This window comes from Paenibacillus sp. FSL H8-0280, assembly GCF_045040665.1.
Lineage (GTDB): Bacteria > Bacillota > Bacilli > Paenibacillales > Paenibacillaceae > Paenibacillus > Paenibacillus xylanexedens_A.
The window spans coordinates 6,402,831-6,427,263 of the sequence record NZ_CP150296.1; the positions used below are offsets into that span (position 1 = coordinate 6,402,831).

Here is a 24,433-nt window from a genome sequence, read left to right on the forward strand (position 1 = left end):
CGTATCATCTGCTTGGAGACTCTGACGAAACAAAGTACCGCTAATTTGTTGACAAAACTCTCAGACCGTTGAGATTTGCCAACAAAAGCGGATACTCCATTCCTCACAGCTCCTTACTTGTTGACTTTGTTGTAGGATTTCCACGCCTTGTCGAGCGCATCGATAACCTGCTGTTGATTTAATTGCCCAGAATAGTAGCCTTGCAACGCTTTGCCTGACTCGTCTTTCACCGCTTGAGGGAGGGATGGGTCCTCATAAGCTTTACCTTCACTCACATATTTCTGGGCATCGTCTACCCACGGAAAGCTCTTGAAGTCATGGATCTTGGCAATCGGATTGAACTTGAGTGCTTCGAAGAATGCACTTGAATCCTTGTCATCGAGAATGTAGTTCACGAAATCGAGTGCCACTTCTTTGTTTTTGCTAGATGACGATACTGCCAGTGAAGTGGAAGTGCTCAGATTGATTTTGGTATCATCCGGATTGTCATTGATCGGCATTGGTGCTACACCAAAGTTCAAGTCCGGGTTGGACTTCAGAATGGTTTCGGCAAACCAGGGTCCCTGAATCCACATCGCGGCGCTTCCTGATGCGAAGGCTGCTGAACCATCATCACCGCCCACTTCCAGCGCTTTGTCCGTTCCATTGGCATTGACGAGATCGAAGATATCAAACAATGCTTTCATATCGGAGAAGGAGCCCTGATCCTGATTCATCTTCTCCACGAAGTCTTTGTGCTCAGACTGAGTTAATGCACCCACGGTAAGTGGCAGGAATAATTGCGGAATCCAGGCTTCTTTGTAGGACAGTTCAAACGGTGTAATGTTGGCTGCTTTGAGTTTCTCCACGACCGCTTTCATTTCTATTAACGTCGTTGGCACTTCCAGCCCTTGCTCTTCAAAAATATCTTTATTGTACAGATAGCCCCATGATACTGTTTCCAATGGAATAGCTACGATTTTACCCTCCGCATCCGTTATGGAAGGTTTAACCGAATCCAGTAGCTTATCGACAAAAGGTTGGCCCGACAGGTCTTCTAGATAACCAGCTTTGCTGAATGGTGGAATCTCATTGACTGCATGCAGGGCGAACACATCCGGTGCATCATTGGAGGCGAGACGAGTCTTCAGAATCTGAGGGGCATTGTCCGCTGGCGGCATCTCCAGTTGCACGTTCACCTCATTGTTTTTCTCTGCTTTCTCCTTGGCTTTGAACTGTTCTATATATTTATCGTAATGTTCTTTCAGCCGAGGTTGTGCAACGAATACTTTGAGTGATACCGTGCTGCCTGATGCCAATTCCTCCTGCCCATTGTCCGTTCCTGCATTGGAACCGCAACCTGCGAGCAGAACACTGACTAGTACTGCACTTGCTACGCTTTTCCATACTTTCATCTCTTATGACCTCCCGGTGTGTAACTGGTTTGTCTTTCATAGGATCATTATATATCAGAAAATGAAAGCGCTTCATTGGACAAAATTAGACTTGTGTATTGGATTATTTTAAACCTTAATCCTGCCGCAAATGCTCTCTCGAACGACTCATTCCGTGCTACTGCCTGAATTGCCTGACATACGAGGCTGTCCCTTCCGCATCTCCCCTGGGGAAACTCCGAAATGCTTCTTGAAAACCCGATAGAAGTAGGACACATCTTCATAACCCGCCATCTCGGCAACATGCTTGAACGGAATCTGTTCATCCATCACCCATTCTTTCGCTCTCGTCATACGCAACTGGATAACATAGTCGGTCACATTCACCTCATATTCCTTCTTGAATACCTTGCTGAGATATTCCTTGCTGACAAAAAAGATCTGAGCGAGCTGCTCCAGGGTAATCATCTCCATACAGTGCTGCTCAATGTATTGCTTCACCTCATTCAGGTTCAGCTTGTTCTTGAATTTACGCTGCGCAATGAGCTGCTCCAAAGCCTGATAGTACGGAGTCGAAATCCATGCGATCGTGGATTCGATGGAAGCCAGTGCAGCCGCAGGAGGTAGCGCCGTTGCTTCGGGCCGCTCGTACAAGCCATTGGAGACGCACAGTTCATCTAACAAAGCCTGTAATTCATGAGCCACCCTTCCAAGCTGCCGAGGTCTGTTAATCTCGCATCGTTCCAGCTTCTGCTGCAATTGCTGGAACCACTCCCGCAGACTCTGACCGTTCAGGTCATTAAACCGCAGGCGGGCCTGCTGCTGAAACAGGGAGAACTCACCTGCGAACGAAGATGGGTACGATTCCCACGATTCAGGTGCTGATTCAACCTTTTCCAACTCCTTTGCACATTTGGCCAGTACACCATTCAGTTCATCCGGATTCACCGGTTTGAGCAGATAATCTGCAGCCCGATGGCGGATCGCATGTTTTGCATAATTGAAGTCGTCATATCCGCTCACCACGATCACCTTGATCTGTGGGTATTGTCCGCTCAGCGTCTGTAACAGTTCCACACCGTCTGTACCGGGCATGCGCATGTCCGTAATGATAATGTGAGGCTGATGCTGCTTGACCAGTTGTATGGCCTGCTCGCCATCCTCTGCCTCACCTGCAACGGTCATGCCAAGTTCATTCCAATCTCCCAGGTTGCGCAAAATATCCCGGTTCCACGGTTCATCGTCCACCAGCAGCACTCTGTACAGTTCCTTGTTCACAAGGCTTCGCCTCCTGTATTGCAGGGGATTCGTACCGTAACGCTTGTCCCCTGTCCGTATTCACTTTCTATGCCCATCCCATATTCAGGTCCAAAATGCATTACCATTCGTGAGGCCGCATTGACCAGTCCAATACTTGTACCTGAACTCCACACCCGATCTGCCTGCCGGGTAAGCCGCTCCAGTCTGGACTGCATCTCCGTTAGGCTCTCAGCATCCATACCCACGCCGTTATCACGAATTCGAATGGTTACATCTGTAGGTTCACAGACAACCTCAATGCCCAGTTTCCATTCGCCCTGTTTCTTCTCCAGACCATGCAAAAATGCATTCTCCACAATGGGTTGCAAAGACAACTTTGGAATATAACAGGCCCGAAGTTCTCCGGTAATCTCCAGTGTATATTCAAGCCTGCCGGCAAAACGTTGCTTCTGAATCAGCATATAATGCTCCAACTGATCGAGTTCAGACTGCAGGGGCACCAGTCCATCCGGTGCTCGCACAATATAACGAAACATCTCGCTTAAGGCTCGAATGACTTTGTAACTGTCTGCCGGTTTTTGCGAGTAGACCATGCCGCCAATCATTTGTAGTGTGTTTTGCAGGAAATGCGGATGGATCTGGGATTGCAGTGCTTTGAGCTCGGCCGTCTGCTTCTCCAGATTCATCAGGTAATTGTCGCGAATATGTTCCCGGATACGACTAGCCATGCCGTGCAGATTTTTCTCCAGCAGGCCAATCTCATCTACCCGGCCGCTTCGTACCACTTCCCTGTCCTTGATCAGCTGGATACCCTTCATGGAATTTGCCAGTCTGACAATGGGCTTCGATGTGCGCCAGGCCACCAGCGCAGCTAGTCCCACAGATATGACGGTGGCCAGGCCACCCACGACCAGTCCGTATTTCATCGTGTCCAAAGCACTTTCGTTAACGACATGGGCAGGTACAATCTTGATCACACGCAGTCCTGACGGCTCGATGGAGTGAAAGAATACATATTCTTTGGCTGTCCGGATGAAGCCCGAACTTTCTTTTGTACCTGCCAATTTCTCTAGTGCTTCCGCTGAAGGCTGAATCTCTTGGTTTGGCTGATAGACCGGACTGCCAGTGTTGTCCGCAATGTATACCGCATAATCCCCCCTGCTATCCAGTAGCTCCAGGGTCTGGTTGAACTCAGCCCACTTGACCTCCAGACTGATGGCGCCGATCTGTGCCTGATCCTCGAAGCGGTTCATGCTGCGGGTCATGTGAAACTTTTGCGGATCGTCCGGATCATTGATAATCATAAAATCTTTATGTTGTTCAAAAAGCTCATGATACCCTTCCGGTATTTCCGATACCGCTTTGATGCGAGAATCCATGGAGTTGAAGGTGAACAGGGTGTCCAATTCCTTCAGATAGAGTTCAACGCCAAATACATAATTGCCAGCAGAATAGTATACACTGTTCAGCATATTGAACATGGCCTTCTGTTCATCGAATCGGCTAGCCGCCGGCGCTTCCTCGTTCAACGCCAGATATTGATGCAATTCGTCACTGATCTGAATGGAATAGATAATATTATTCATGCGGGCGAACTGTTCACCCAGATAGATGGAGGCCCAATTCATATTGGCTCGGTTGGTCTCCATAATCTCCTCTTCCATGGAAGAGCGGGTATTCTCAGCAGCCATAGCGGTCATGGCAATGACGGGCAGAACAGCCAGCAGCGTCATGGTAAGAATCAATTTATTGCGGATGCTGCGTTTGAAAGGATCTGTCAGCTTCCGATAACATTCGGTAAACACAGCGCATCCACTCCTGAGCTAAAATAGACAAACGCCCCAGCATGGAAGCCGAGGGCGCATTGGTCTTTATATTCGTTTGGAAATGTTAAAATATCACGTTATACAATAGAAAGAATGGTTGCACGAGATCACTACGCGGTCAGAACAACCTTCTGATCGCTGTTATCACCGGATTTTTTTGATTACCTTTTTCTAAGGGAAAAATCCGTTGATAAAGGCGAGGTGTATGCTTCCGATGCAGCTTTCTTTCAGAAAGCTTTTAGCGTCGCTTCCTCAGGTTATTTCTGCCCTCTCCGTTAACGTGTACATATTGAATTCAATATATATACCTATATTAATTATTTCCTATTATTGTTCGATAATCCGTATGCCCCATGGCTCCAGTTCGATCTTCTCTCCCGCAGCAATCGGGGTTCCTGCCAGAAGTTCAGTCCCTTCCCCATAGGCATTTACGAAGGATGTTGCCTCATCTGCATAATTGAAATAATAGCGAATTGTGTTCCCTTGATCGTTCACACCGGTCTTCACAATGATAGGAAAAGCTAGCTCCTGATCCGCTCCCCATACGCCTGCTTCCTTCATGACACGTTCCAATACCTTACGGATCACCGCAGAACTGGTATAACAGCCGACATAGGTTGCTTTGCCTTTTCCATAGACATTCTGGGTAATTGCCGCATATTCACCCCAATGTGGATGATCATACCAAGCGAGTACCTCAGCCGTTGTTGGTGTAATTAGTTCCATCCAGGTGTGAACCTGGTTTTGCTCCTCGCCAACTCCAAATGGATCATCCCGCAATGAAACATGTTTTGGCTCTACAAAAAGGTTATAACTGATCCCGCATGCCTCACTGATCAGGCCGGGCTGGCGGGTAGAGCGTACCTTGATATGCTCATTTGCAAATCCGCTTTTGAACGAGTAGACGATATGTCCACCATCCTGTACGAATTGATTTAATTTTTCCAACAATGCATCCGAAGCAGCATACAGAGCAGGTACAACGAGCACGTCATACTCCGCATAACTCTCAACCGATGGGTCGATGAGGTCACAGCCAATATTCATTTTATACAATTCATCGTACATCCAGCGCACCACGTCATTGTAATTCTTGTCACTGGTGAAGTTAAAACCAAACCACTTGATGGATGTCAGGGCCTCATTGCTAAACAGCACGGCTACCCGATTCTTTTTCTTCAGATTCACGAGCTTAGGACTGAGTCGGGCAAAATCCCTACCAATCGTCTTTGCTTCGTTGTACACCGGATTCGGTTCAAAGTCATGACTGAGCAATCCCTTCCAATACGTCTCAAACGAATTGTGTAACGAATGCCAGTGCCAGTAAGCGACCATGTTCGCTCCTGATGCCAGATGACTGAATGCCTGCAAACGCAGCTGTCCCGGATATGGAACCCAATGCCAGAACGCCTGGGCTTCGGTCTCCAGTACCAGATAGTTCGATTGTTTGGTGGAACGCGCCACGTCCCCACCGAATGAAATTTCAATGCCGGTCAGATCATCCTGGGAAGGATGGTAGATGTCCACACTGGTGATGTCAAAAGGTTTCGATGCTGCAAAATGATCCACATCCCCTTGAATACCGTAGGAATATCCACGCCAGTCAAAGTCAAAGTTCTGGGTAACAAACTGTCCTTCCTGTTTGTATTCATTCACGATCCCCACTTGCCAAGCCAAAAAGTTGGTTACCAGCTGTCGCTGGAACTTGGCAAATTCAGCGCCCAGACTACCGTTGATCGTTCCTACAACAGACGGGAAGTCTTCCCAGCTATTGATTCGATTGCTCCAGTAGTCGAGGCCAAATTCCTTGTTGAGCTCATCCAAAGAGCTGAACTTGTTCCGCATGTATTTGACGAATTGCAGTTGTACATTATCTCCGGCCGTATTGTAATGCTTCGTCTCGTTATCTGTCTGATAACCGATTACCGCTGGATGTGTGCTTACCCGAGAGATCAGCTTGCGGATGATCCGTTCGGCATAGAATAGATAGGTTGGGTGTGTAATGTCCATGATCTGTCTTGCGCCGTATTTGCCAGGTCCCTGTGAGGTGGTGGCCAGCACGTCCGGATGTTCCTTGACCATCCATGTAGGAACAGCATACGTTGGTGTGCCAACGATAACCTGAATCCCTGCCTCATGCATGGCATCCAACACGCGGTCTACGGAAGAGAAGTCAAATACACCATTCTGCGGTTCATGGGTACTCCAGGTTGATTCAGCAATGCGGACCACGTTGATCCCTGCATCCTTCATCATCTGAATGTCTTTGTCCAATCTTTCGTAAGGCATATATTCATCATAGTAAGCTACACCATATAATAATTTGTCCATGATTTAATCTCCTTTTTAGGTGGAAAATATAATGATCTTGACGTGTGCAAGAGTTGACATATTCCAACCCATAATGGTAGCGTTTACATTAATATCGGTTGAAGAACTTGGGTTGTTCAGCAACCACTTCAAACGCTGATGCGTTCCATGGATTAACCATGCTCACGTTAAACTGATTATAATGAAGTATACTACGGGTGCCGATTGTATAAGGCAAGTTGTTTTTACCCTTTTCCGAGGTGAATGTTATGGATATCCGATCACAGTTCCGAGAAATGCCTCACCATACGCTGGCCCACTGGCTGCCTATTATCGACTGTAACATCAAATTCTATGGTGCTCACACCCAACAAGTACCCTATGGATGGGCGATGCCCGAGGAATCACATCCGGGCTTTGAGATTATGTTGATCATCGAAGGTACGCAGGAGAGTGTGATTCATGGTTATACCTATACCGTGGAGGAAGGTTCCATTCTTCTCATTCCTCCCGGGTTCAAACATACAAATCAATGTGTATCCACGGAAGGCATGACTTATTTTAGCGCTCATTTTAATGTGGATGATCCGGTCTTCACCCTGAAGCTGATGTCACAGCACAGCCGCATCTACGCAGCAGGTACGGCTGATAATAGGAAAATACGCGTTGTGCTGGAGAGTTGGATGGGGATGATTAACGTATCTGAAGCCTACACGTCCACTGATAAAATGATCATGCAGGCCCGCATGTTTGAACTGTTCGCCCTGTTGTCCCAAGCTGCTGACAATGAACCGGAGTCCACCACTTCCGTTGCTGCTTCACATGCACCAGCGCCAACAGCCATGCATTATGCGGGAGCTATAGCGGAGGCGATCAAGCAGGCATTCCATGCCCAGCTTCGAACCAAGGAAAGCAGTGTATCCACGGTCAAAGTGGAGCAGATTATATCCTCGTTTGGCATCAGCCCGGGATATGGTTTGCAGGTCTTTCGCAAGGTGTATGGGCGTTCGCCCAGGGCTTACCTGTCCAGCTTGAAGTTGCAGGAGGCCAAAGTGCTGATCGAACAGCCAGAGCTGTCGCTCGGGGAAATTGCGTGGAAGCTGGGTTACACCCATCTGTCCCATTTCAGCAGACAATTCAAACGTTGGACAGGCCAAAGCCCACTTCAATATCGCAATCATCATGCAGATGCATCAGGTGATCCTGTATCCTACAGATCGGAATCGAGTCCAGAATCTTGATTACGGATGCGTTCGTACTCTTCCGGCGTGTTCATATTACTCATTTGCATCGCTACTTGATGGACACCAGCTCTCTCAAGCTCTTCCGCTCCGACATAGCGACAACCGATCTCTTCAAGCCATCGCATGACCCGAAGATGATTCTGCATCAGGCGTTGCTCCAGATCGGGGAGCACATGCCTGTGATACGCACCTGCAAGCGGATGGACACGCCCATCCACACGTGGAACGATAGCAGAATAAGAGTCATGCGACTCGGCCAGCTTTTTTATCCCATCAAAAAAGGACGTTTGCAGGAGCGGCATATCGCAGGCGCAGACCAGATTCCATTCCGTACCGGAAGCCTCAAGGGCCGCGTGAAGACCCGCGAGTGGTCCCTTCCCCGGATAGTGATCCTGGACGCAGTCGTAGCCCATTTCGCCGTAGGTTGTCACGTTGGGTCCAGCAGCCACGATGATACGGGATACTGAGGGTCTCATGGCCTTTGTGACATGTTGCAGTACAACGGAACCGTTCAGTTCCAGCATGGCCTTGTTGGTCCCCATGCGACTGGATAATCCTCCTGCCAATATGATGCCTGTCCATTCACGCGTGTTCATGTTGTTATCCTCCCTCAGATCACGATATGTGTTTGACTGCATCAATTTCAAAACGTTCGCTATGCATTGAATCCCCTTTCAACAAATGATACATTGAACAATATGCATTTGAAAGGAATGGCTTAATTGGACAGACCTGCACCTTCAAGAGGCAATCCCTCATTGGTTTCTCTGAAACTATATAACTTTTTCATATATGGAGCCATCTCGATCTTTGCCGGATTCCTGCAGCTTTACCTGCAAGAGATTGGTATGACCAAACTGGAGATTGGCAGTCTCATGGCGATTGGACCCTTTGTATCCTTGTTTGCCAACCCGTTCTGGGGTTTCTGGAGCGATAAATCTCGCAACATTCGCATCATTCTGATGATTATGATGGGAGGCACATTTGTGCTCGCCCAGGGTGTGTTCTATGCGCCCACGTATACATGGATCTATGTAGCCATGATTTTCTTTTATTTTTTTCAAAGTCCATTATTTGCTCAGACGAACAGTCTGATTCTCGGATATATCGATGGTACAAGCCAGAAATTTGGGGCATTCCGGCTCTGGGGTTCACTCGGTTGGGCGCTGACTGCTGTCGCTGCCGGACCGCTCATTGACCGTTTTGGCATCGGCAGTGTATCCATTATATTTGCGTGCATGATTGCCGCAGCCTTTGTATTATCCGTATTTCTGCCCAGACAGCCCATCGCTTCGGATACACCCGTGGTTACTTTCCGCCGGTTTGGCAAAGTCATGTTCAATCCGTATTTTATGACATTTATCGGCCTGGGTGTACTCGTCTCGGTGCCTAATGCGATGAACAGTACTTTTATGTCACTATATATTGTAGAAATGGGGGGCGACAAACAGATGGTCGGCTGGGCCATCTTCACCTCATCCATTCTCGAAGTCGGCGTATTCCTGCTACTCGACCGCTTGCTCAAACGCAAAATGAGCATGCTCCTGGCATCTCTCATTCTGATCAGTGTGCTGTTTGCACTTCGCTGGCAGCTCATGGCACTAGCTACCAATCCGATGGAGATAGTATTCATTCAGCTGATGCACTCCATTACGTTCGGTGGGTACTTCTATGTGGGTACGCAATTGACCATGCTGTTCATTCCTAGACCTTATCGTTCCTCCGGTCAAGCGGTCTACACGATGGCCTGGGGCGGTCTCTCCGGCGTGATTGCCGGTCTGTTCGGCGGCTGGTTGTTCCAGAGCTTCGGTGCAGAAATCATGTATAGCATTGGCGTATTCTTCTCGCTCATCGGCGCTGTTGGATTTAGCATCATGTGGTTTTCGAATCGACGTAACGGCTATCAACCAGTTGTGTTGACGGAGATGGGTAATATGGATGAGGACAGATAATCTTTTGTTTGAAAAAGTTGAAAGAGATTTCCACTGGAGCACTACGAGGACAGAACAATCTTTCGATCGCTGTTATCCCCGGATTTTCATGATTCCCTTTCTAAAAGGGTAAAATCCGGAGATAAAGGCGAACGCTCCGCTTCTCCAGCTTTCTTCTGTCCTCTCCGTTATGGTGTAAATAAAACGTTCAAACATTCAGACAAAAGATTAAGAATAGGTGCAGTAAAGAGGAAGGCGTCAAAGGTCGTTGCTCCTAACGAACCTTAGACGCCTTATTTGCAGCAATTTCACGAAATTCTAAAGCTAAAGAATCTCAGCCACCTTATTTGGCATAAAAGACGCTAAAAATCCAAAAAAGACAGACCGAACGAGGAAATAAGGTGTCTACGATTCGTTACGTTGCTGGAATGCCCAAATACACTTGAATAACGTGTCTTCGGTTCGTTAGATTTTGCCTCATACGCACATCTAAGGCCTCAGCTCATGTTCATGTTCATGTTCATGTTCATGCGAAATTGTATTACTACGTCTAAAACTGGACCTGGCTAGATCATAAAAAAAACAAAAGGGCATCCTTCGCCATGATTATGACGAAGGATGCCCTTACTTTTACTTATAAATTGGCTGCTTACCAGCACTCTAATGAACAAGCCATAAATTTCATCCAGCGGCCTTATGCCTTCGGCAGTTGGAATGAGCTTTTCAGGGATACGACCCGGTTAAATACCGGACGTCCTGGCTCGGAATGTTTCGGATCTACACTGAAGTAACCATGACGGAAGAATTGGAATTTATCCTGAGCATTCGCTTCCTTCATCTCTTGTTCCACATACCCATTAACAATCTCAAGGGAGTTCGGGTTCAGTTGATCCAGGAACGTTTTCTCCGGTTGCTCTTCCACAACCTCAGTTTCAGCCCCAGCTACTGCCACTTCCACCTCTGCTTCCGGTGCTTCATCCAGGATCAACGGCTCATACAGACGGAATTCAGCAGGTACCGCTTGAGTCGCTTCTACCCAGTGGATTGTTCCTTTGACTTTACGGCCTGTGAATCCACTACCGCTCTTTGTCTCTACATCATAGGTACAATGAATCTCAGTTACATTACCTTCTGCGTCCTTAATCACATCGTTACATTTGATGAAGTATGCATGTTTCAGACGAACTTCGTTGCCAGGGAACAAACGGAAATATTTGTTCGGCGGATTCTCCATGAAATCGTCTTGTTCGATATAAATCTCACGAGAGAACGGAATTTGGCGATTACCCATCTCCGGGTTCTCCACGTTGTTCTCTGCTTCAAGCCATTCCACTTGTCCTTCAGGATAGTTGGTGATCACCACTTTGAGCGGGTGCAGGACAGCCATCGTGCGTGGAGCTTTCAGTTTCAAATCTTCACGTACAAAGTGCTCCAACGTTTGCAGGTCGATAACTCCATAGTTTTTGGAAATGCCTGTCTCATATACAAAATCACGAATAGCTTCCGGTGTATAACCCCGGCGGCGCAGACCCGAAATTGTTGGCATACGTGGATCATCCCATCCATCTACATGTCCTTCATCTACGAGCAGTTTCAGCTTCCGCTTGCTTGTTACCATCTGGGACAGATTCAGGCGACCAAATTCGTATTGACGTGGTTGGTTCTCCATCTCACACTCGGCAATAACCCAGTCATAGAACGGGCGCTGATCCTCGAACTCCAATGAGCAGAGGGAATGCGTTATACCTTCAATTGCATCTTCAAGCGGGTGAGCAAAGGCGTACATTGGATAGATACACCATTTGTCGCCCGTGTTATGATGATGTGCATGAGAAATCCGGTAAATGACCGGATCGCGCAGGTTGATATTCGGTGCAGACATATCGATCTTGGCACGCAGCACTTTCTCACCGTTCTTGAATTCGCCTGCACGCATGCGTGTGAACAAGTCGAGATTCTCTTCCACCGAACGATCACGGTACGGGCTGTTCTTACCCGGCTCCGTCAGCGTTCCGCGCATTTCACGGATTTCGTCGGCGCTTTGGTCGTCGATGTAAGCTTTACCTTTTTTAATCAACAAGACAGCACGGTTGTACATTTCGTCAAAATAATCCGAGGCAAAACGTTTCTCGTTCCACTCGTATCCGAGCCATTTCACGTCTTCCTGAATCGATTGAACGTACTCTACATCTTCCTTGACCGGGTTCGTGTCATCAAAGCGCAGATTCGTTTTGCCGCCAAATTCGCCGCCCAGCGTAAAGTTAATCCAGATCGCCTTGGCATGGCCGATATGCAGATAACCGTTCGGTTCCGGAGGAAAACGGGTAATAACTTCCTGGACTTTCCCAGACCGGAGATCTTCGGTAATAATATTTTTGATAAAGTTAGGTGGGGTTGTACGATTGTCCACAGGTATCAAACCTTTCATGAATGATTGGAACTTTCAGTAATTGCAACGCGTTTCATTTAAATATACCTTTAACGGGGGAGGAGTTCAATAAAGAACGGCACCAAAGTCAGGATTAGCCGTGCATAAATAGGCCCTAAACCATTTTGACGGGTTCGCTCGAATCATGTAGCATGATAGTAAAAACAAATTAAAGGGAGGGTTTCCCATTCCAACGAACTCGCTTAAACTGACCAAAGAACAGCAGGATGAAGCCATTCGCACCATCCAGTCGTATTTCGAAGAGGAACGTGGCGAAGAACTCGGCGATCTGGCCGCTTGGGGTGTCCTCGACCTGTTCATGACACAGCTCGCTCCCTACATATATAATCAGGCACTCCGTGACGCACGTACAACGGTTAATCAACGCATGGCCTCAATGGAAGAAGACCTGTTTGCACTGGAGCAAAAGTTACCCAAGACCTCACGTTAATCACTAATTTATAAAGAAAGAAGGTTGCATTCATGTTTACCTATTCATTGGATGAATATACCGAACTCCGGCCACTGGCTATGGAACATACCAAACCTCTGTTTGAACTGACGGATCGCTCGCGGGATCAACTGAGACATTGGTTGCCGTGGGTGGATCATGTGACAGAAGTGGAACACACCTCAAACTTCATTACCAACGCGTTAAAACAAGGTGCCGAAAATGGCGGATTCACCGCCGGAGTATGGTCAAAAGGGGATCTAGCCGGCGTCATTGGATTCCACGAGATTAACTGGACCAACCGCTCGGTAAGCATCGGATATTGGCTTGGCAAAGGTTTTGAGGGTCAGGGCTTGATGACAAGCGCTTGTCGCGTTCTGGTTGATTATGCTCTGGTGACCCTGGATCTGAATCGCGTCGAGATTCGCTCGGCAACGAATAACAAACGGAGTCGCGCCATCCCTGAAAGACTCGGATTTGTTCTCGAGGGTGTCATTCGTCAGGCAGAGAAACTGCCTAAAGGTTACGTGAACCATGCGGTGTACGGCATGCTTCAGCATGAATGGGAACTATTGCGCTAATTCGCCTACATAATGAATCGGGAGTGTTTTCTCCCAACATAATGGATCAACACGAATACCCTCTATCTCCACGGAATGTGGTGACAGAGGGTATTTTATTGTATCCATGACTTTTATAGGGCTCGGACCATGCCACCATCCACGATCAATGAGGTTCCGGTAATGTACGTATTGGCCCCGGATAACAGGAACACCACCGCTTTGGCAAACTCCTCTGGTTGACCATAACGGCCGAGTGGAATCTCCTTGCGGAACTGTTCAGAGACTTCGTCTTCACTGACTCCGTTCTGCTCTGCCCGTGCGGCATCCAGCTCACGAATGCGGTCTGTTGCAATACGTCCTGGCGCCACCGTGTTGATCAAAATTCCGTATGGAGCCAGCTCCTGGGATAACGTCTTCGCCAATCCAAACACGCCGGTACGGAACGTGTTGGAAAGGACCAGACCCGGAATCGGCTGTTTCACCGAAGTTGAAGCGATATTCACAATGTGCCCTCCGCTTTCTTTCATATAAGGAAGGGCACCGCGAATCAGCCTTACATAACTGAGTACATTTAATTCAAATGCACGTTCCCAATCCTCATCCGTCAGTGACTCAAATGAACCCGATGGCGGGCCCCCCGAATTGTTCACCAGAATATCAATCTGTCCAAACAGCTCCGCTGTCTTGTGAATAAGAACCTCAATATCTTCCTTGCGTGTCACATCGGTTGCACAATATTCCACACGTCCGCCACCACCAAGCGCCAGAAGCTCCTGCTTCACTGCTGCGAGCTTTTCTTCGCTCCGGCTGGCAAGCATGACGTCAGCACCTTCTGCTGCCAATTGAGCGGCTACCGCTTTGCCCAGTCCTCGACTGGAAGCCAGCACCAGTGCTTTTTTACCTTGAAGTCCCATGTCCATCGTTGTTCCTCCTCCTCAGCTAGTTTCTATTTGGTCTGGATAAAATAACCCATAAGAATATCGTCCACATACTTGTCTCCGATATAAAACTCGGACACCAGCCTGCCTTCCGTCACAAATCCACACTGTGTATAAAACGTGATGGCTCCCGGATTGCTGGAAAGTACGCGCAGCCTGAGCTTACGAACGCCTTGTTGGGCCGCATGCTGCTTGATGGCATCCATCAAAGCTGTAGCAATGCCACAGCGCCGATCATGAGGGTGAACTGCAATATGAATCTCATAGACATGACGGTTGACGGGCATACCTGTGGCTGGCTGAAAGCCCACATAACCACATACCCGCTCTCCCTGCACCGCAATCAATTGACTGCCTGGCGGGCAATGCTGCAGATATTGTTGCCTGGAACGCCAATGCATCGGTGCAGGAGAGGTGTATTTGTCCCATACCAGGGCATCCAACCCCATTAGCTGGGCTGCATCTTTAATCTCGGATGGACGAATCGTAAATGTATGGCTGGTAAGCATAATGATTCAACCTTTCGTGCTATAGTCGACAACGCTGTTCGTTACAACGTCGGGAAAGTTAAGAGAGTTAAGAACGTTGAGAAACTTAGGAATAGGAAGACATTGTTCTTTTACTTCACAATTTAAGTTTTTTTGTTCTATATATTGTAGCATAGCCTCAGCTTTGACTAAAATTCCACTCGGTATCGAACCTTTTCGCAAAATGAAATAAACACTTAACCTTGCCGTAACGTCATGGTTTATACTGATTCGATAAGGAGGGGATGCAAGATGAATATCAAAGAGGCAGCGAGCAGGCTTGGTATATCGGCGAGAGCCATTCGTTTTTATGAGGAAAAAGGATTAATTCTACCCGTCAAACAGTTCAGTAACGGTTATCGCACATACACTGAGAATGATATCTGGCGGCTTCAGACCATTGCTGCGCTGCGGGAGATTGGCATGTCGCTACAGGATATTACACATGCGCTCGGAGAGATTGATCAAGGGAATCAGCAGCGGCTGGAAGAATATCTGGAGCTGCAACAGGCCGTCATGTATGCCCAGTGGATTGAGCTCAAACGTATGATGGATACAACCCAGCGCATGATTGATCTGAATCGTCAGGACGGACCGCTGGATGTCAGCCATCTACACGATCTCGCGGACAGTGCGCGTCGCCTGCGCGAAGCACGGCAGAACTGGCATGATCGGTGGAATTATGACACGCAGGCAGCCATCCACGATCAGCGAGTGCAGGCAGAAGGCAGAGTCACTACAGAACATCCTAATTCAGAGAGCAGGCATCATTCGGCCAACGCCTCGCCAATAAGCGATGAGCATTTAGTTTCACATCCAAACCATAATGCAGGTCACTCCACGCCGGGCGATTCCAATGATACGGTACAGTCTTCCTTTTATCTGTATCACAACTATGACGAAGCGCTCGAACAGACAGCTCATTGGATCTCTCCCGCCCTTGGTGAGAAAGGACTTGATATTGGTACAGGCACAGGTAATCTGGCTGGGAAACTGCTACAACACGGCGCAGACATGACTGCAATCGACCAATCCCGGGAGATGCTGCGCAGATGTCGTACCAAATATCCCGAGATGCATGTGAAACTTGGTAATTTTCTGGCGCTGCCTTTTGCCGATCATTCCTTCGATTTTGTTGTGTCCAGTTTTGCTTTCCATCACCTGAGTCCAGATCAACAACTATTGGCATTACAGGAGATGCAGCGGGTATTAACCTCGCGCGGACGTATCGGCCTAACCGATCTGATGTTTGTTGATGCGACTCACCGTGATTCCTATATTCGGCAGGCAGAAACCACAGGACACGAGGAACAGCTGCGCGCCTTGCGCGAGCGTCACTTCCCTCTGCTGAGTGAGCTATGCAGCTGGCTGGAGCAACAGGGCTACGTAACCAAGCATGTGCGGCATAATGAGCTGTTGCATACGTTGCTGGCAGTTCCGCTGCGGTGAGCCATCATGAGCATATGCCAAAAAGGCCATCCCGCCTTGAAGAAAGGAGGATGACCTTGGTGTACATCATGCTATGAAATTACATATAAATATCAACAACCGTACGCTCAGTTGCACTACGTGCCTGTCTGAACTCATCAAGCGAGATGCTTACACCGCCCTGACGGTAACGGTTCGCTGTACGCTCGGTGCGAATGTCTTTGCCGTTCACCGCTACACGGCTCACAGCACCTTCGTTCAAGTGATAAATGAACGTTACCGGCTCACCTGCATACTCGAATTCGAATTGCATGCCGTTCAGCTCAGCTGGCAATACCGGGTCAATGACCAGATCGCCGCCCTCTTGACGAATGCCAAGTGCGTTGGAGATCAGCTGGTTCATGTAGATTCCAGGGCCGCTGGAGTAGATTCTCCATCCGCCTTTCACCTGTACAGTACCTTTACGAAGCTGGTCAAAATGCTCCTGTGCCTCGTAACGCGTATTAAACTTGCCGTCCGAACTACTAAAGTACGAGTTCGCTTGGCGAATCTCCGCGTTAGGTACAACCTCGCCGATACCAACCGGGTTGATCATCGCGAGACCATTCCACACCTGATCTGTCTTACCGAGCTTCGCCATCGCTTCCACATAACGGATATGAGCATGAACATATTGCAAACCAATCTCACGTCCGAAGTTGGATGCTTGCTCTGCACGTTTGAAGTGTGTGCTTACACCACCAGCATATTGAGCTGGACGATTCATCAGACGCACCCCATCCGGGCATAGGAACTGTTCACGGATCAAGGCATAATGTGATTCTGCTTGCTCCGCGTTCAGCAATTCACCGATCATGCTGCGCGTCATTGGCAACAGACGATATTGAATGCCTGTCTCTGTGTCCGTTGGATGAAGCATAAGCTTCGCTTGGTCCGCTTCTTCCATGTATACAAAGCCTGGAATCACATCTGTGCCCAGCATGTAACGGTTAAAGTCCTCACGGATGCCTTGAGCCAGCACGTCAAGCTCCTGTGCAAAGTCCGCATCTTTGAATTTCAGCGCTTGCGAGAGCACGTTCACGGACTGATACGTCAATGCCACAGTCCAACTGCTCACCATGTATTGCTTCAACTGTGCATTGGCTGGTTGGAGCGTATCATCCCAGTCACCATCGCCGTAGGAAGACAGGAACGTATCGTGCAGGAAGTGCGAACGGATATATTCAATCTCTTTTTTCGCGTGATCCAGTACAGTTGCCGTCTCTTCCGTGAACCCGAAGCTATGCTTGACGGTATAAGGTACTTTCTCATCCAGGATTGCATAGTCGCGAGTCGCTGTCAGGTAGTCCGCCAATACTTTCAACGGCCATACGATGATGTCGCCATGACTCTCTTCCTGTTGAATCGCAAAGTATTTATCAAACATGAACCATTGCGGCCAGTTACCATCATCTTCATATTGGTGGGTATAAACCATTTTGATGATATCGCGAACTTGCTCATATTTTTGCGTAGCCATAAAGTACTCTACCGGACCTTGGCACACATCCCGTGTACCCCAAGCCGCGCCGCCATACTGCTCCAAACCGTGAGGCACGGAGTAGTGAACCAGCATATTGTGGGTGTACCACCAAGCCAGCGCATTTACTTTGAACAGATCCTCAGCACTCTGACCTTCGCCACGGGACAAACGGAACCCGTTCATCACACCTGCGAAGAACTCGCGGTATGCCTGCACTTCCTCTTCAAACGTCAGGCTTGAACCTACTACCACTCCGCTGTCCGCTTGGCCTTCCAATACCCCTTGTACCTTCAGCGTCCATTCAGCACTTGCTTCCAGACTAAGCGTAACCAGTGATGCGGAACCACTGCGGATACCACTTGCCAGCAACGTTTCGTCTCCTACATTCACAGCTGCGCCGTCCACCGACATGCGGTATTGCAGATCTGGATACGTTCCTGCACTAATCGCTTGTGGATCAGCCTTGAAGATCAATGTATCGCCATCCTGCGTCATATGCAGCGGATACTCGTATTCATTCACATTCATCGTAATCTGGTTTGTTACCAGGTAACGGTATGCTGTGCCACTTGTGGAGCGTACGTTCATGCTCACTTCGGTGGTGTGTGCCCCTGTATAGTTCGTTACGATGATCGTATCGGATGCCGTTTTGTAGATCCAACGTACATAGTTGAAACCAATTTCGAACAGGGAAGGCATCGTCAGCAGACGATATTGTCCGTCCATTTCCACATAGATGCGTTGTCCCGCCGTTTTCGGCACGTTTAATGCATTGCGAGCATTACTGATCATTTTATTAAAATTGGTGTTACCAATAACGAGTTGTGAGTTGAAAATACCGTACATATACGACGTTGTCGTAATAACCTGTGCTCCAAGTTGCACGTTGCCACCACTCATCAGAATGTGACCGTGCGGACGCTCTACGAGCAATTCTTTTGCTTTCAGAACGATATGTTCATAGCTGCCTGTGAAGAAGGATAACAGTTCCTCACCGCTGTGCTCTTCCTGATGACGATCAGGGAACAGATCCTGAATCTCATCTTGTGTCAGATCAAGTGTAACCAGTGGTTCACCCAGGAAGGAGGACAGTTTCACCTGTTCCAACGTATCACCATTTTCCACAGTCAGAGCCTGTACTTCATTCCATGCTGCTGTAACTTCATCTTCGAATTCCAGTGCAGAGATTCCTTCGGCATGATTAGGCTTCGCCAGTCCATAGAAGACCACCTGAGCTTCTCCGTTCAGATTCAGCAGTTCAGATTGCAATGCCGTATAGGCAAATTCATACTGATAAGTCTCATTCGCCAGCGTTGGGCGATTCAAACTCTCTGGTTGATTCGTTTCCTTGTACGACAGACCGAAGAATTGGAATCCATCTGTGGAGTAACCGATTGCTTTCGTCAGGGAACCTTGTTGCATATATGGAAATGCGCCGCCCTGAGGCTGGTTTTGACGGGAACAAACGACATAACCTTTCGCTTCATCTTCAAACACCGTATGGTCAATGTATTGTGACAGATAAGCCTCATTGCTGCGTACCGCACCTGGATCAGCAAGCCCTACATCCTGTCCGTAAACCACGTCTACGTTATGTTGTTGTCCTGTGAGCTTCACATCCCAGAACCATACACCTTGTGGTGTAGCCGTAAATACGACCTGATAGCCAATGCCTTTTTCGCTACCTTCCAGCTGGACTGTACCCTCCCAGATCAACTGGTTGCTTGATTGTGCTTTGCTTGTAATTACCTTGCTATTCGAACGTACACCGAGCAACGGGAACGAGCTGATATTCTCTCCCTCATGTACACGCAGGTACAGGTTGTTCAATGATCCATCAATCTGGTTGCTGAGCAACTGGTTCAACATCGTTGTACCGGATGTAGCCTGGTATAGGTCGCCACTGTTCAAAAAGGTAAAGGATAACTCTCCGGCACTTAACCGGATCGGTTCATTAATCATCGTTGTCATAAGGTTCACTCCTTGAATTAGTTAAAATCGAAACGTTTCGATAAATCTGAAAAAGAATAGGGGCCTCTTCAAACCGGCTTTTTACAGCCCGTCCGGACGATAACCCCATCATTAAACTTTTACTTCAGCATGCAGGCAGTTCTTTGTTGTTCAGACTCGGTCTAAACCGAACGTACAGAGCTGCGCTCGATCATATTAATCGTTAACGTATATGAAGGGTCAACCGCTTCGCCATTGAGCATCTGGAATAACAGATGTCCGGCGAGCGACCCGGCTTCATGCTTTGGCTGGCGTATCGTTGTCAGCGGTGGATGCACATATTCGGACAACTGAATATCGTCAAAACCGATCACGGAAATGTCATTCGGCACCGATATACCACGCTCTTCCAATGCTTTCAGGCCGCCAATCGCCATCTCATCGTTACCGTAAAATACCGCTGAGGGAAGCTCGCCCTGCATGATCATCATTTTGGTTGCACTGTATCCGCCCTCACGCACAAAGTTACCGTTCAGACGCCATTTGGACTTTTCTTCAAGTCCCGCTTCCCGCATTGCTCGCAGATACCCTTGGTAACGGAGCGCGTTGTCATACGAGTTGGATGGGCCACTGATATAAGCAATCTTCTGATGTCCTGCCTGGATCAGGTGGCGGGTTGCAAGGTAACCGCCCTGCTCTCCATCCACCAGAACGTTGACCAAATGGTCACTCGACAGCTGACGATCCATCACAATAATCGGAAAACGATGACCGGCAGATTCTACCAGAATATCATCATGGATGTTATGCGCCAAGATGATGGCTCCATCTACTCTTTTTTCACGCAAAAATCGCACTGCCGTTGAATCCCGTCCACCCATGGAACTGCAAGCAATCAGATCATACCCGTTCGCAAGTGCTACATCCTGTACACTACGGATCAGCTCCGAGTAATACGGGCCCGACAGATCGGTCAGGATCAAAGCGATGGTGTTCGTCCGGCTCCGTTTCAGGTCCATGGCAAAGCCGTTCTTGCGGTAATTCAGTTCTCGTGCTGCCTCAAGCACTTTAGCCTTGGTCTTGGCACTAACCTTGCTATCCCCGCTCAGCGCATAGGAAGCAGTCGAGAGTGCTACACCTGCCAGCTTTGCCACATCCTTAATCGTTGCCATTCCACGTTCGCTCCTTCTAAACTATATATAAGTTCAACTAAAGAATATTTACACTGACCACTCCGATGACAGAACAACCTTCCGATCGCTGTTATCCCCAGATTTTTTGTTTCCCTTTTATAAGGGTGAAAATCCGGGGATAAAGGCGAACGCCTTGCTTCTTCAGGTTCTTTCTGCCCTCTCCGTTTTGTGTAAATGTTAGTTCAATTTATATAAAACAAATTCAAGGTTACCCACATTTTATACGGTACATGGTTAGAACAACCACTAAATCCTTCATTAACGTTTATTAATCTTTATACATATCATAGCGATGGATGTCAATCGAAACGTTTCGAGGTGTTCTCAAAAAAAATCCTCGTTCCTATCCTTATGGGGCCACGGTTGAATGCGTCCCGTTCCAATCCATACCATTAGTGATGGTCATGACACGTCTTTCAATCTGGCGCTCTATAAACAGTTCGTGCCTAATACAATGAAACTGGCAGTAAACGCCAGATTGAAACGTTTCGACATTTTCATTATAGTCGGTGTTGATAGCGATTTCAACCACTTTATCTATTTTTCATATAAAAAGTTGATTTGTTCAATCTGTCCATCCACGTCACTCCGTTTATAGTATATACTGCATAATAGTCGAGATTCGAGAATTACGCCAGTACACCAGGGGCATGAGACGAATAATGCCCCTGCTGACTTATGTAAGGAGACAGTTATCTAATGAATATTTCCAAGCCTATTTACCATAAAAAATCGCTGTCCCGTCCCATTTCCTTGCAGAAGATTCAGTCCGTACCTGTTGCCCTCTTCAAGCTGTGCCATCTTGTGCAGCTTCACGACCGCGAGGCATTCTCCCGCATAGATGAGATGTGGAGCACTCTTCATGTGTTATACGTCATTACTGCTGGCCAAGCCAGGCTGATCAGTGCAGAGGGTAAACTGACATTAAGTGCAGGCTCTGCAGTCGTTCGGCAAGCTGGAAGCCTGCTTCAGCACGAGAACAAGCGCGGCTCCCTGTCGCCAGTACAGGGCATTGCTATTGCTTTTGATTCCACTGAAAATGAACAACTGTTCTGGCCGTTCGGGATACCAGCTCCCATTGCGAGTCGTACTCTCACCGATAGGGCAGTAGAGCTGGTTCAAGCAAGTTCAAAGGGTCATGGTTCCAGTCCATTCAGGCCTCATATGCTTTTCTATGAGTTACTGGATATTTTACGGGATCATGCGGCTCATTCTGCTCATGAAGATCACTCCTGGCTCGATGCCGTGCTCAGAAATATCCATCAGATGTATACCCATCCGTTAACCCGCGAACAATTGGCACGGGATGCAAATGTGAGTCCTGAGCATTTTTCACGGGAGTTCAAGAAACATACAGGTCTTACGTTTGTTGAATATGTAACTCGTCTCAGAATCAGGATGGCTCAAGAACATCTGTTGTTCGCGAACCCTACGCTACAGGAGATTGCACAACTGACAGGCTACAGGGACACCTTTTATCTAAGCCGAAAATTCAAACAGATGGTTGGATCAGCACCAACACACTACCAGAAAATGCCCAAAAAGATTGTATCCCTGACTTACAATTATACGGCTTCACTTCTGGCATTGGGCCACACTCCCCACATGGGCGCCGTCGCCAGCTGGATGGAAGAAAAACTAGGGGAACATGGTCATGATGGTCATGAACAATTTGAGCAACATTCCGAATATGAGCTGGTTAAACATACGGATCTGATTGCACACGCTCAGCCCGATGTCATTATCGGGTATGCACCGCATCCCGCTTCCGATGAACTACGTCTGATCGCACCTACCATTCTGATGCCCTTTGAGGAAATCGATTGGCAGGAGCAGCTTCTTCTTTTGGGCAGAATTACCGGGCTTGAGTCCAATGCACAAGCATTGTTAGATCAATATCATCAACTTGAGCAAGAAGCCAATCATACGTTGGACCAACAGATGGAAGGAACACGAGGGTCCGCCGTTTGCATGTTTATGATTGGAGAAGACGGGGCTTATATCTATGGTCATGGCTGGGGCAGAGCTTCTCATGTGCTGTATCAATCGCTGGGCTTCACTCCGCCGTCACGTATGGAGCAGGATGGGCAGTTACTTACGGGATACGTTCATGTTCCGTTGTCCGATATTCACTTGTATGCCGCAGATCACATGTTTGTCGCCTTCCCTGAGGAACCTGCCGAACGAGAAATGCTGACTAACCTGCTAAATCAGGAATCCTGGGGCACCCTATCCGCCGTTCGTGAAGGACATGTATACGAGATTGATGCCGACATGTTTTATGGATTTGATCCCTTGTCCGTTAGGGAGCAGTTGCAGCATATCATGCGTCACCTCACATCATAATTGTCCATGCAGTAGTGATCATAGTTGTCCATGTACAAATATCACATCTTCCTCTATGTTATTAATGAGAATAATAATCATTATTGATTATACACAGGGGGAACAAAAATATGTTTGCTGCAAAAAAACGCTTTTCCGGCTTGCTGCTTATGCTCGCCATCATTATGATTCTGGCTGCATGTAGCAGCGGAACAGGCTCGACTGCCAAGGAACAGACATCGGCAGCGGGAACCGAAACGACAACAGCCTCTTCCGAGACGAGCACAGACACGGCGTCCGGTTCGGACAATTCGAATGTTACACGAATCTACAAGTCATTAAGCGGGGATGTTGAGATTCCGGCTGAACCGAAACGGATCGTTACCGATATGTACGTAAGTGATCTGCTTGCACTGGGTGTGAAACCCGTTGGGGCTGTTCAATATTATTTGGAAAACCCGTTCTATGCCGATCAGGTGGCGGGCATAGAGAGTATTGGTGATCGGGCGGCGGTATCCATGGAGAAGGTTATTGCCTTGAACCCGGATCTGATCATTACCTACTCCGATCAGGCCAGCGAAATTGAGAGTTATCAAAAAATCGCACCTACCGTAGTGATTCCTTATGGTACATTCACCAATGTGCATGACGAAATCCGGGGATTCGGAGAGCTGATGAACAAATCCGAAGAAGCCGAAGCTTGGCTGAAAACGTACGATGAACGGATTGAAGCCGCTCGTGCCAAGGTGAAAACAGTCATCAAACCGGAGGAAACCTTCTCCATCCTTGAAGTATCCGACAAGAGTTATTATGGATATGGAGACAATTTTGGTCGAGGAGGACAAGCGGTATACAGTGCTTTGCAACTTGCCCCACTCGAAATCACCAAAAAAGAACTGATGGGTGATACCCAATGGAAAGAGATTTCGCGTGAAGTCGTTGGTGATTATGCAGGAGATCATATCTTCTTAACCGTTGGAGAGAACACTAAAAATTACCAAGGTGACTCCATCTGGCAATCTCTGCCGGCTGTAAAAAACAATCAGGTGTATGAATTGTTGGAAGACCGTTACTGGTACTTCGACCCGATTGCGATTCAAGGTCAGGCTGAAGAATTCGCGGATATGATCGTAGAACGTGCCGAGCAAAACCGTAAATAACATA

The 24,433-nt window shown here is 47.9% G+C and carries 17 protein-coding genes; 7 read left to right on the forward strand and 10 right to left on the reverse strand.

The features are described from left to right. Window positions 1-113 precede the first annotated feature (113 nt). The 4 genes from MHI12_RS27920 to MHI12_RS27935 all read right to left on the reverse strand — a co-directional run bounded on the left by MHI12_RS27920 (window position 114) and on the right by MHI12_RS27935 (window position 6,790). Window positions 114-1,394 carry an ABC transporter substrate-binding protein gene (locus MHI12_RS27920; protein WP_405170884.1) on the reverse strand — a complete coding sequence of 427 codons (1,281 nt, stop codon included), beginning with the start codon at window positions 1,392-1,394 and terminating at the stop codon, window positions 114-116. A 147-nt stretch (window positions 1,395-1,541) separates the two neighbouring features. Beyond that, window positions 1,542-2,651, reverse strand: coding sequence for a response regulator (locus MHI12_RS27925; RefSeq protein ID WP_405170885.1), 1,110 nt, complete (start codon window positions 2,649-2,651; stop codon window positions 1,542-1,544). Beyond that, window positions 2,648-4,438: a sensor histidine kinase gene (locus tag MHI12_RS27930; protein ID WP_405170886.1), complete on the reverse strand. Its 1,791-nt coding sequence runs from the start codon at window positions 4,436-4,438 to the stop codon at window positions 2,648-2,650. The genes MHI12_RS27925 and MHI12_RS27930 overlap by 4 nt, the downstream gene beginning before the upstream one ends. 348 nt (window positions 4,439-4,786) lie before the next feature. Then, window positions 4,787-6,790 carry a beta-galactosidase gene (locus tag MHI12_RS27935; protein ID WP_405170887.1) on the reverse strand — a complete coding sequence of 668 codons (2,004 nt, stop codon included), beginning with the start codon at window positions 6,788-6,790 and terminating at the stop codon, window positions 4,787-4,789. A gap of 248 nt (window positions 6,791-7,038) precedes the next feature. Here MHI12_RS27935 and MHI12_RS27940 point away from each other — a divergent pair, with 248 nt between their 5' ends. Continuing rightward, a complete protein-coding gene (locus tag MHI12_RS27940) occupies window positions 7,039-8,010 on the forward strand; it encodes a helix-turn-helix domain-containing protein (RefSeq protein ID WP_405170888.1) in 972 nt (323 codons plus the stop codon). On the opposite strand, the gene MHI12_RS27945 is transcribed toward MHI12_RS27940, so the two are convergent. Beyond that, window positions 7,980-8,609 carry a molybdenum cofactor guanylyltransferase gene (locus MHI12_RS27945; RefSeq protein WP_405170889.1) on the reverse strand — a complete coding sequence of 210 codons (630 nt, stop codon included), beginning with the start codon at window positions 8,607-8,609 and terminating at the stop codon, window positions 7,980-7,982. The genes MHI12_RS27940 and MHI12_RS27945 overlap by 31 nt on opposite strands. Before the next feature lie 162 nt (window positions 8,610-8,771). Here MHI12_RS27945 and MHI12_RS27950 point away from each other — a divergent pair, with 162 nt between their 5' ends. After that, complete coding sequence (locus MHI12_RS27950) at window positions 8,772-9,965, forward strand: MFS transporter (RefSeq protein ID WP_405170890.1); 1,194 nt, start codon at window positions 8,772-8,774, stop codon at window positions 9,963-9,965. 673 nt (window positions 9,966-10,638) lie between these two features. Here the strand turns inward: MHI12_RS27950 and MHI12_RS27955 are convergent. Further along, on the reverse strand, window positions 10,639-12,372 hold the full coding sequence (locus tag MHI12_RS27955; protein WP_405170891.1) for a glutamine--tRNA ligase/YqeY domain fusion protein: 1,734 nt from the start codon (window positions 12,370-12,372) through the stop codon (window positions 10,639-10,641). 208 nt (window positions 12,373-12,580) lie between these two features. Here MHI12_RS27955 and MHI12_RS27960 point away from each other — a divergent pair, with 208 nt between their 5' ends. Then, window positions 12,581-12,823: a DUF2164 domain-containing protein gene (locus tag MHI12_RS27960; RefSeq protein ID WP_244988428.1), complete on the forward strand. Its 243-nt coding sequence runs from the start codon at window positions 12,581-12,583 to the stop codon at window positions 12,821-12,823. A gap of 32 nt (window positions 12,824-12,855) precedes the next feature. Further along, the gene (locus MHI12_RS27965) at window positions 12,856-13,404 is read left to right on the forward strand and encodes a GNAT family N-acetyltransferase (RefSeq protein ID WP_036612698.1); all 549 of its coding nucleotides are present in this window, start codon (window positions 12,856-12,858) and stop codon (window positions 13,402-13,404) included. Between the two features lie 113 nt (window positions 13,405-13,517). On the opposite strand, the gene MHI12_RS27970 is transcribed toward MHI12_RS27965, so the two are convergent. Next, window positions 13,518-14,306, reverse strand: coding sequence for an SDR family oxidoreductase (locus tag MHI12_RS27970; protein WP_405170892.1), 789 nt, complete (start codon window positions 14,304-14,306; stop codon window positions 13,518-13,520). Between the two features lie 26 nt (window positions 14,307-14,332). Further along, entirely contained in the window at window positions 14,333-14,833 is a 501-nt protein-coding gene (locus tag MHI12_RS27975) for a GNAT family N-acetyltransferase (RefSeq protein ID WP_405170893.1), read from the reverse strand. Window positions 14,834-15,103: 270 nt separating this feature from the next. On the opposite strand from MHI12_RS27975, the gene MHI12_RS27980 reads away from it, so the two are divergent. Then, window positions 15,104-16,300 carry a methyltransferase domain-containing protein gene (locus tag MHI12_RS27980; protein WP_405170894.1) on the forward strand — a complete coding sequence of 399 codons (1,197 nt, stop codon included), beginning with the start codon at window positions 15,104-15,106 and terminating at the stop codon, window positions 16,298-16,300. A gap of 79 nt (window positions 16,301-16,379) precedes the next feature. Here the strand turns inward: MHI12_RS27980 and MHI12_RS27985 are convergent, their stop codons facing one another. Both MHI12_RS27985 and MHI12_RS27990 read right to left on the reverse strand, forming a co-directional pair. Beyond that, window positions 16,380-19,772: a GH36-type glycosyl hydrolase domain-containing protein gene (locus tag MHI12_RS27985; protein WP_405170895.1), complete on the reverse strand. Its 3,393-nt coding sequence runs from the start codon at window positions 19,770-19,772 to the stop codon at window positions 16,380-16,382. Between the two features lie 161 nt (window positions 19,773-19,933). Further along, entirely contained in the window at window positions 19,934-20,923 is a 990-nt protein-coding gene (locus MHI12_RS27990; protein ID WP_091012843.1) for a LacI family DNA-binding transcriptional regulator, read from the reverse strand. Window positions 20,924-21,643: 720 nt separating this feature from the next. Here MHI12_RS27990 and MHI12_RS27995 point away from each other — a divergent pair. Both MHI12_RS27995 and MHI12_RS28000 read left to right on the forward strand, forming a co-directional pair. Next, window positions 21,644-23,290 (forward strand): ABC transporter substrate-binding protein, encoded by a 1,647-nt coding sequence (locus MHI12_RS27995; protein ID WP_405170896.1) that lies wholly within the window; start codon window positions 21,644-21,646, stop codon window positions 23,288-23,290. A gap of 110 nt (window positions 23,291-23,400) precedes the next feature. Beyond that, window positions 23,401-24,429: an iron-hydroxamate ABC transporter substrate-binding protein gene (locus MHI12_RS28000; protein WP_405170897.1), complete on the forward strand. Its 1,029-nt coding sequence runs from the start codon at window positions 23,401-23,403 to the stop codon at window positions 24,427-24,429. Window positions 24,430-24,433: the final 4 nt, after the last annotated feature.

Excerpts from the sequence above, each read along its gene's own strand:
- MHI12_RS27920 (WP_405170884.1), bottom strand. The coding sequence starts at position 1,394 with ATGAAAGTATGGAAAAGCGTAGCAAGTGCAGTACTAGTCAGTGTTCTG.
- MHI12_RS27935 (WP_405170887.1), bottom strand. The coding sequence starts at position 6,790 with ATGGACAAATTATTATATGGTGTAGCTTACTATGATGAATATATGCCT.
- MHI12_RS27940 (WP_405170888.1), top strand. The coding sequence starts at position 7,039 with ATGGATATCCGATCACAGTTCCGAGAAATGCCTCACCATACGCTGGCC.
- MHI12_RS27945 (WP_405170889.1), bottom strand. The coding sequence starts at position 8,609 with ATGAACACGCGTGAATGGACAGGCATCATATTGGCAGGAGGATTATCC.
- MHI12_RS27955 (WP_405170891.1), bottom strand. The coding sequence starts at position 12,372 with ATGAAAGGTTTGATACCTGTGGACAATCGTACAACCCCACCTAACTTT.
- MHI12_RS27965 (WP_036612698.1), top strand. The coding sequence starts at position 12,856 with ATGTTTACCTATTCATTGGATGAATATACCGAACTCCGGCCACTGGCT.
- MHI12_RS27970 (WP_405170892.1), bottom strand. The coding sequence starts at position 14,306 with ATGGACATGGGACTTCAAGGTAAAAAAGCACTGGTGCTGGCTTCCAGT.
- MHI12_RS27975 (WP_405170893.1), bottom strand. The coding sequence starts at position 14,833 with ATGCTTACCAGCCATACATTTACGATTCGTCCATCCGAGATTAAAGAT.
- MHI12_RS27980 (WP_405170894.1), top strand. The coding sequence starts at position 15,104 with ATGAATATCAAAGAGGCAGCGAGCAGGCTTGGTATATCGGCGAGAGCC.
- MHI12_RS27985 (WP_405170895.1), bottom strand. The coding sequence starts at position 19,772 with ATGACAACGATGATTAATGAACCGATCCGGTTAAGTGCCGGAGAGTTA.
- MHI12_RS27990 (WP_091012843.1), bottom strand. The coding sequence starts at position 20,923 with ATGGCAACGATTAAGGATGTGGCAAAGCTGGCAGGTGTAGCACTCTCG.
- MHI12_RS27995 (WP_405170896.1), top strand. The coding sequence starts at position 21,644 with ATGAATATTTCCAAGCCTATTTACCATAAAAAATCGCTGTCCCGTCCC.
- MHI12_RS28000 (WP_405170897.1), top strand. The coding sequence starts at position 23,401 with ATGTTTGCTGCAAAAAAACGCTTTTCCGGCTTGCTGCTTATGCTCGCC.